The sequence below is a fragment of the Mycobacterium colombiense genome (assembly GCF_001672755.1).
Lineage (GTDB): Bacteria > Actinomycetota > Actinomycetes > Mycobacteriales > Mycobacteriaceae > Mycobacterium > Mycobacterium colombiense_C.
Map to the genome: position 1 here is coordinate 1 of NZ_LZKI01000071.1, position 7705 is coordinate 7705.

The window sequence follows — 7705 nt, forward strand, 5'->3', positions numbered from 1 at the left end:
CGGCTTGTTCGACGCCGTGCGACGTGAATTCGCGGCGACCCCGAAGGCGCGTCGCCGCGGGTGGACGGCGGGCAGGTTCTCGTTCAACGTGGCCGAAGGTCGCTGCCCCACCTGTCAGGGGGAGGGGTTCGTCTCGGTCGAATTATTGTTCCTGCCAGGCACATACGCCACCTGCCCGGCGTGTCAAGGAGCGCGATACTCCGACGAGACACTCGGGGTGCGCTATCGCGACCGTACGATCGCCGACGTGCTCGCGATGACCGTCGATGAGGCCGCGGAGTTTTTCGCCGACGTAGCCAGCGCATCGCGGAGCCTGACCACGCTGCAAGAGGTCGGACTGGGTTATCTCCGTCTCGGACAGCCCGCGACCGAGCTGTCGGGTGGCGAGGCGCAGCGGATCAAGCTCGCCACCGAACTGCAGAGACCTCGGCGGGGGCACACCCTCTACGTCCTCGACGAGCCGACCACCGGGCTTCATCCAGCCGATGTGGATCTGCTCGACCGTCAACTGCACCGCCTGGTCGAGGCCGGCAATACCGTCGTGGTGGCCGAACACGATATGCGGATGGTCGCCGGGGCGGACTGGGTGATCGACCTGGGGCCGGGGGCCGGCAGCGACGGTGGACGGGTCGTTGCGGAGGGCCCGCCGAAGAAGGTGGCACGGGCGAAGCACAGTCGAACGGCTCCGTATCTGGCGAGGCGCTTGGCGCTCGCCGAGCGCTTGCCGGCCTAGGCGCCATCCCGAATCGAGTCAGGCAATCTGGACAACCGCTTGTTCGAAGTACTGGTTGTAGGCGAGGTAGACCGGTTTCTTCCCGGTCCGGTCTAGAAACTCCTGGAATGCCCTGAACTCCTGTTCCTCTGCGCCTGGGTAGTTATAAAACTCATCAAATACGATTACGGTGCCTGACACGACGTTGTCGAACAGCTGGTTGAAAATCTCTTTCGTCGAAGCGTAAATGTCGCAATCGACATGTAGGAAAGCGATGGGAGTGGATTTCAGGACTCGGCTTTTGAACTCCGGAAGGGTTTCGTGGAACATGCCCTTTACCAAAGCTACGTTATGAAGCACAGGTGGCATCCATCCCTCGACGTTCGCCCGAAAAGTGCCTTGGGGAACAGTGATATCGGTGCGGGCCCATCGTTCAGGAAGGCCGTCGAAGGAATCGAATCCCCAGATACGTTGCCGAGGATTGAGCGCGGCAATGAAGTTGATCGTTCTGCCGGTGCAAACGCCCATCTCCAAAAATGCGCCTTGCAACGTAACGTGGTCAGAGCCGAATTTCAGCAATTCCGCATCAGTGTCGAGAGCCTGTGCATTGCCGAAGTGCTCGGTCACCATCGACCGTGCTGCCGGCGATTCTCGATAGTCCTTGTCCATCGGGTAGAAGTTGAGGATTTGATGCCCGTGATGCCATTCATCGCTCACGATCGGCATCTTCACCAATTGCGCCCAATTGAACCCGTTGCTACACGGATAATCTGACGTCATCGACGGCTCCATGCGCTCAACCTCCTCGCCGGAAGACGCGGCATGATGACGGCAGCGTAGAGGCTTGGCACGTCATTCACGAGTGATTGTGAAATCCCATCGGCGGCGGTGGTAGACCGTCCGGATCCCAGGGTCCGACGGCCACACCCACGCGCGCCATCGCCGCGAAACTACCGTCGCCTCCCAAGCCGCCCGGTCTGGCTCCGGTACTGCGCGACATTGCTACTTCGACACGAAAATTTGAGTCACCGGAACGGGCGATATCGCAGTACTCTTATGTGCCAGCATCTCCGTAAAGGAGCGGGATCGTGGGGTCTCAGAGAGTCGTCGTCAGTCGGCCGGATCGGCTCCCGTTGGCCGCTCGTGCGTCCGCGGTGCCCGCAACAATCCTCGACCTGGGTGGTCGGTATCCAGGGGCTGCAGTGTTGCTCGCGGCGCCGCTCACAGTCGCCGGTATCTGGGGAATGGTCACCCGCCCCTCCTTGGCACTGCCGCTGGTACTGCTGGTCGGCGTGGCCTTGGTATTGGCCGACTTCCTGGCGGGCCCATACAGAGTGGCTGAACAGAAGGCCCGGGCGTCGGGCGGCGCCCCGATGCGGAACCGTCAGCCGCTCGTCAATCACCCCAGGCCGCCGTCCAAACAGAAGCCGCCGCGACCCAAGGTCGAGGCTCACGCGGGAGCGGAGGCCGAGGCCGCCGCCGCCCAGGCGCTGGCCGCGGAAGCCGAAGCGGTGGCCGCAGCAGCGCGGGCGCGGGCAGACGCGGCCGCGGCCGAAGCCCTGGCCGCGGAAGCGGAGGCTCTGGCCGCGGAAGCCGAAGCGCTGGCCGCCGAGGCGCGGGCGCAGGACGAAGCCGCCGCGGCCGAAGCGCTGGCCGCCGAGCCCGAAGCGGTGGCCGCCGAGGCTCAGGCGCAGGCAGAGGTCGCCGCGGCGGAAGCGCTGGCCGCCGAGGCGCGGGCGCGAGAGCGGGCACACGCGGAAGCCGCCGCCGCCGAAGCGCTGGCCGCCGAGGCGCACAAGCGGGCCGAAGCCGCCGAAGCCCACGCCCTGGCCGCCGAAGCCCGGAAGCAGGCCAAAGCCGCCGAAGCCCACGCCCTGGCCGCCGAAGCACGGAAGCGGGCACTAGATGCCGAACCCGAAGCTTTGGCCGCCGAGGCGCGGGCGCAGGCAGAAGCCACCGAAACTGAAGCCCTGATCGCCGAGGCGCGGGAACGGGAACGGGCACGCGCAAAAGCTGCCGAAGCCGAGGCGTTGGCCATCGAGGCGCGGAAACAGGCGGAAGCCGCCGAAGCGCAGGCGCTGGCCGCCGCAGCGAGGAAGCGGGCAGAAGCCGCCGAAATCGAGGCCGCTGCGGCCGAAGCTCGCAAGCGGGCAAAGGCCGCCGAGGCGGAAGCGCTGGCGGCCGAGTCGCGGGCGCGCGCGGAAGCCGCCGAAACCCAGGCCCTGGCCGCCGAGGCGCGGGCGCGGGAGCGGGCGCGCGCGGAAGCCGCCGAAGCCGAGGCCCTCGCCGCCGAGTCGCGGGCGCGCGCCGAAGCCGCCGAGACTCGAGCTCGGGCCGCCGAGGTTTGGGCGGGAGCAGAAGCCGCCGAGGCCCAAGCTCGGGCCGCCGAGGCGCGGGCGAAGGCAATCCGGCTACGGCTTGAGGCTGAAGCCAAAAACAAGCGGCCCCCGCAAGGGGACCGGCCGTAGCCGGTGGCGCGGCGCTCGCGAACACGCTGAACAGGCGCGAACAGCGTCGTGTGGCCGGAAGTGTGGAAAATCGGCGCCTGGGTATCCCAGCGGGCGTATGTCTACAGCACGGACACAACCGGATCAGCGCGAACTCGACGGCGTCCAACGGATCGTCAACGCCATCTCCCAGGCGTTCGCCACCAAGATCGTTGGGCAGCGTGACCTTCGCGAGTCGTTGCTCATCGGTCTGCTCGCGGGCGGCCACGTCCTGCTCGAAAGCGTGCCGGGCCTGGCCAAGACCACCGCCGCCAAGGTGCTCGCCGAGTCGATTCATGGCCGCTTTCAACGCATTCAGTGCACGCCCGACCTGCTGCCCAGCGACATCATCGGCACCCAGATTTACGACTCGGCGACCAACTCCTTCGTCACCCAACTAGGTCCGGTGCACGCCAACGTCGTGCTGCTCGACGAGATCAACCGGTCCAGTGCCAAGACGCAGAGCGCGATGCTCGAGGCGATGGAGGAGCGGCAGACCACGATCGCCGGGCAGGTCCACCCCCTTGCGGATCCGTTTCTGGTCATCGCCACCCAGAATCCCGTCGACCAGGAAGGCACCTATCCGCTCTCCGAGGCGCAGACCGACCGTTTCCTGCTCAAGGAGATCGTGCGCTACCCCTCGCCGCAGGAGGAGGTGGAAGTCATGTCGCGGATCGACGCCGGCGTCTACGACAGGGGGCAGCCGACGGCGCCGGTGGTCAGCCTCGACGATGTGTTGCGCCTGCAGGAGGTGGTGCGTCACGTCCACATGGACCGCGCGCTGATGCTCTACGCCAGCCAACTGGTCGACGTGACCCGCCACCCCGGGCGGGCGCTGCCCAAGCAGATCGCGCGCCTGGTCGAGTACGGTGCCAGCCCGCGTGCGACGATCGCGTTCTGCAAGGCGGCCCGGGCGCAGGCGGTGCTGGCCGGGCGGGCGCACGTGCTTCCCGAGGACATCGCGAAGCTCGCGCACCGGGTACTGCGGCACCGGCTCATCCTCGGTTTCGAAGCGGCCAGCGCCGACATCACTGCCGAGGTCGTGGTCGACGCCGCGCTGCGGGCCGTTCGCGTGCCCTGAGGCCACTGTGGGTAAACACCTCAACCGGGCCAAGGCGCACTTCGGCACCGACACCCGCGGTCTGCTCGAAGGCGGCCGCTACGCGCTATTGCACACGCGCAGTATGGAATTCGACGACCTGCGCCCGTATGTTCCCGGCGACGACGTCCGAGACATCGACTGGAAGGCTTCCGCACGCTCGGGCGGCGTGCTCATCAAACGGTTCGTGTCCGAAAAGCACCACAAGATCCTGCTCGTCGCCGACGCCGGCCGCAACATGTCGGCGCTCGCCCCGAGCGGGGAATGCAAACGCGACGTCGCCGCACACATCATGGGTGCGGTGGGGCTCATCGGCCTGAGGCGGTCCGACCAGATCGGCATGGTCTACGGCGACCGCCGCGGCAGCGTGAACATCCCGCAACGGCGCGGCGAGTCGCACATCGAGGGACTGCTGCACCGCTGGTACCAACACACCACGGCCGACCCCGGTCGCAGCGACCTTGCCGCCCAACTCGACTACATCGCAACGCATTACCGGCACAGCATGCTGATCGTCGTCGTCTCCGACGAACCGGAGGTCGACGACCGGCTCAGCGAAGTGCTCACCAGACTGACCGGGCGCCACGACATCATGTGGGCGATGGTGTCCGACATGCCCGCGGTGGGTCCTGACAACACCGACGGCTACGACGTCGCCACCGGTCGCTTCGTCCTGAACGGAGCCGACCTCGGCCCCCGTGTCGTCACCGCGTACCGCCGCGCCGAGCAGAAGCGGCGCAACCGCCTCGATGCGTTCCTGACCGCCCACGCCATTCCCTACGCGACTATCGCCGGCAGCAAGGACATTCGGCGCGAGCTCGTTCGCCTGACCGAGGTGGCCGCCCGTGCCGGATGACCTGCTGCGCCATCTGTTCGGTCCGCAGCCGTACTCGTCGGAGTGGCTGTGGCTGGCTGTACTGTTGATCGTTGCCGTGTTCGGTTGGTATGCGGGTGTTTTCGTGTGGACGCTGCCGTCGGACCGATTGCGGCGCATCCCGGTTGCGCGGCGAGTGCATGCCTGGCTGATCCGCAACCGATTCGCCCACCGCGTGCAGGTTATCGCCGACGAGCACACCGCCGGGCGGATGTCGGCTCCGGCAGCCTGCGCCGCGATCAGCCGGACGCTGCGCAGTTTTCTGCATCAAGCGACCGGCACACGGGCGCAGTATCTGCAGATCGCCGCCGTGGCCGACGGGGACCTGGCCGCCGCCGCGCCGCTGCTCACCCGGCTCGGTGACGGTCAGTTCAACGCAGAGACGCGGGTCGACGTCGACGACGTGAGTGCTCGGGCGCGGGAGTTGATCCGTTCGTGGAGCTGAGGTGGTGGCCGGTCGCGCTCATCGGATTGACCTGTCTCGTCGCAGTTGTCGCCCTGGCGGCGTTGCTGTCGATGACCGCTACCCGCCGGCAGCTGCGCCCGCTGGCCAACGTCGCACGACTGACCCGGTTGCCCGAGTACGCGAAAGTAGCGCGGCTGCGGTCGCTGTCGACGATTGTGACGTTGGTGGTGCTGACGGTCATGTTCGGCGCAGCGACGTGGGCGGCGGCCCGTCCGAGCGTGCCGACCAACGATTTCGACGCCGCCCACCCCGAGGACATCATGTTGTGCGTCGGGCAGCCGGTGGCCGACGCCTCGACGGCGGACCTGCTCGACTACTTCGAGCGCCAGACCACGAATTCCCCTCAGGCCCAACGTATCGGCCTGACATCGACCAACCGCCGCCTGGTGCCGCTGACGCGCGACCATCAGTACGCCGTCGGCCGGTTCGGCGACTATACCGGCGCCCACGAGACGCCATCGGCGTCGTTCGCCCCTGCGGTGCCGTATATCGACTACGCCGCTAGCGTGAATGACGTTCTTGCGTTGTGCCTCTCCGGCTTTCCTGCCGCCGAGCAGCGCGTCACCCACCGGCGCTCGGTGATCTATCTGGGGCCGTCGGATCTGCGTGCCGCGGGGGAGCAGCGTCCCGCATTGTTCACCGATGGCGGTGTCCGGTCCCTGGTCGAGCGGGTCGGGGCCCAAGTCAACGTGATCGACACTGCCGCCTCGCCCGCCAGCGCAGCGCTGGTCACGCTCGCCAACCAGACCGGTGGCCGGTACGTCGCGCCCGGAGCCAAATCGGTGACCGCGGCGCTCAACGAGATTCGCGCGCATGCCCCACCGGCACGCCGCGCCGATGGCACGGTCGTGACCGCGGACTTCCGTGACGCGCCGATGACACCGCTGGCGATCGCCTTGCTCTCGGCGGCCGTGCTGTCGGTGGCCCTCTTGGTGTTGCGCCGATGACGTTTCAGCCCGTACTGCCCTGGCCGATCCTTGCGGTCGTGGCCGGTGCGCTGGTGCTGGCGCGCGTGGTGGCGCTGCGCCAGGTGTTGCTCTCGGCGGGACGCCGGCGGGGTCGCGCGGTACTGCGCTGGAGTGGCGTGACGTTGGCGGTGCTGCTGCTCATCGCGGCGACCACCCGCCCGGCGCTCCTTGGCAACCAAACCGGCCAGGGCGCAAAGGCCGCCGCCGGCGCCAATCTCAACGTGTTCCTGGTCGTCGACCGTTCGGCAGACGAGCAACGGTTCGCGGGTATGCGCGACGACATCGCGGCGTTGAGCAAGCAATACCCGGCGGCTCGATACGCGCTCATCGGCTTCGCCTCGAAAGCCTCTCTGGATTGGCCGCTGTCCGAGGACGTTTGGAGCCTACGCCCGACCATCGCGACGCTCGGATCGCAGGACGCGACTTCCAGTGCCAACGCCGGTGCGGCGGACAACGTGCTGCGATATCAGCTGATCCAGGCGACGCAGCAATATCCAGGTTCGCGGAACGTGGTGCTCTACTTCGGCTGCGGTGCACCAGGATCGCGCGCGCCCCAGGGCGACTTCAACCTCATGAGAGGTTCGGTGGCCGGGGGAGCGGTGCTGGGTTACGGCAACGGCGACGCGATCGACGAGGTCGAATTACACAGACTCGCAGCGCAACTCGGCGTCCCGTACGTACACCGCCAGCTCAGTCAGGCCTTCCAAGTTGGACTGCCCGACACACCGGACAGCCGAGGGGATGCCGCCGACCGGACCGAGCTGTATTGGCTGCCTGCGCTGCTCGCGGCCGGGCTGCTACTCGCCGAGATCTACCTGTCGGTCCGAGAGTTCCGGCGCGGCCGCATTGCCCGACGGGACCTGGCGGCATGACGCGCACGCCGGCTCGGTTGCGGCTGCGACGACGGCTCCTCGTCTACTCGGCGCCGGTTGTCGCCGTTGCGCTGCTGGTCGCAATCAAGCTGTTGTCGGTTGTGCTGGCCGGTAATTCGGCGGCCGACGCCTTCGCGAGCCGCGACGGAGACGCGGTGGCGGCCGACGCGGCGATCCTCGGCTTCGTCAACGTGGTGGAATCGGCGAGGGCGCCATTCGCCGCGGGCG

The 7705-nt window shown here is 67.6% G+C and carries 7 protein-coding genes and 2 pseudogenes; 8 read left to right on the forward strand and 1 reads right to left on the reverse strand.

Annotated elements, in window-relative coordinates; all coding sequences use genetic code 11:
• Positions 1 to 733 (forward strand): annotated as a pseudogene (locus tag A5708_RS09300) (ABC transporter); the annotation flags it as partial.
• Positions 734 to 751: 18 nt separating this feature from the next.
• Here the strand turns inward: A5708_RS09300 and A5708_RS09305 are convergent.
• Positions 752 to 1504: a TylF/MycF/NovP-related O-methyltransferase gene (locus tag A5708_RS09305; protein WP_065028345.1), complete on the reverse strand. Its 753-nt coding sequence runs from the start codon at positions 1502 to 1504 to the stop codon at positions 752 to 754.
• 410 nt (positions 1505 to 1914) lie between these two features.
• Between A5708_RS09305 and A5708_RS27195 the strand changes: the two genes are divergently transcribed.
• From A5708_RS27195 to A5708_RS09340, 7 genes and pseudogenes are all read left to right on the forward strand, one after another.
• Positions 1915 to 3180, forward strand: a complete 1266-nt coding sequence (locus A5708_RS27195; RefSeq protein WP_065028346.1) for a hypothetical protein — start codon at positions 1915 to 1917, stop codon at positions 3178 to 3180.
• Between the two features lie 97 nt (positions 3181 to 3277).
• Complete coding sequence (locus A5708_RS09315) at positions 3278 to 4279, forward strand: AAA family ATPase (protein ID WP_065028347.1); 1002 nt, start codon at positions 3278 to 3280, stop codon at positions 4277 to 4279.
• A 7-nt stretch (positions 4280 to 4286) separates the two neighbouring features.
• Positions 4287 to 5153: a DUF58 domain-containing protein gene (locus A5708_RS09320; protein ID WP_065028348.1), complete on the forward strand. Its 867-nt coding sequence runs from the start codon at positions 4287 to 4289 to the stop codon at positions 5151 to 5153.
• Positions 5143 to 5616 carry a hypothetical protein gene (locus A5708_RS09325; RefSeq protein ID WP_065028349.1) on the forward strand — a complete coding sequence of 158 codons (474 nt, stop codon included), beginning with the start codon at positions 5143 to 5145 and terminating at the stop codon, positions 5614 to 5616. The genes A5708_RS09320 and A5708_RS09325 overlap by 11 nt, the downstream gene beginning before the upstream one ends.
• The gene (locus A5708_RS09330) at positions 5607 to 6584 is read left to right on the forward strand and encodes a hypothetical protein (protein WP_065028350.1); all 978 of its coding nucleotides are present in this window, start codon (positions 5607 to 5609) and stop codon (positions 6582 to 6584) included. Before A5708_RS09325 ends, A5708_RS09330 begins: the two co-directional genes overlap by 10 nt.
• On the forward strand, positions 6581 to 7477 hold the full coding sequence (locus A5708_RS09335) for a vWA domain-containing protein (protein ID WP_065028351.1): 897 nt from the start codon (positions 6581 to 6583) through the stop codon (positions 7475 to 7477). Before A5708_RS09330 ends, A5708_RS09335 begins: the two co-directional genes overlap by 4 nt.
• Positions 7474 to 7705 (forward strand): annotated as a pseudogene (locus A5708_RS09340) (hypothetical protein); the annotation flags it as partial. The gene A5708_RS09335 and the pseudogene A5708_RS09340, both read left to right, overlap by 4 nt.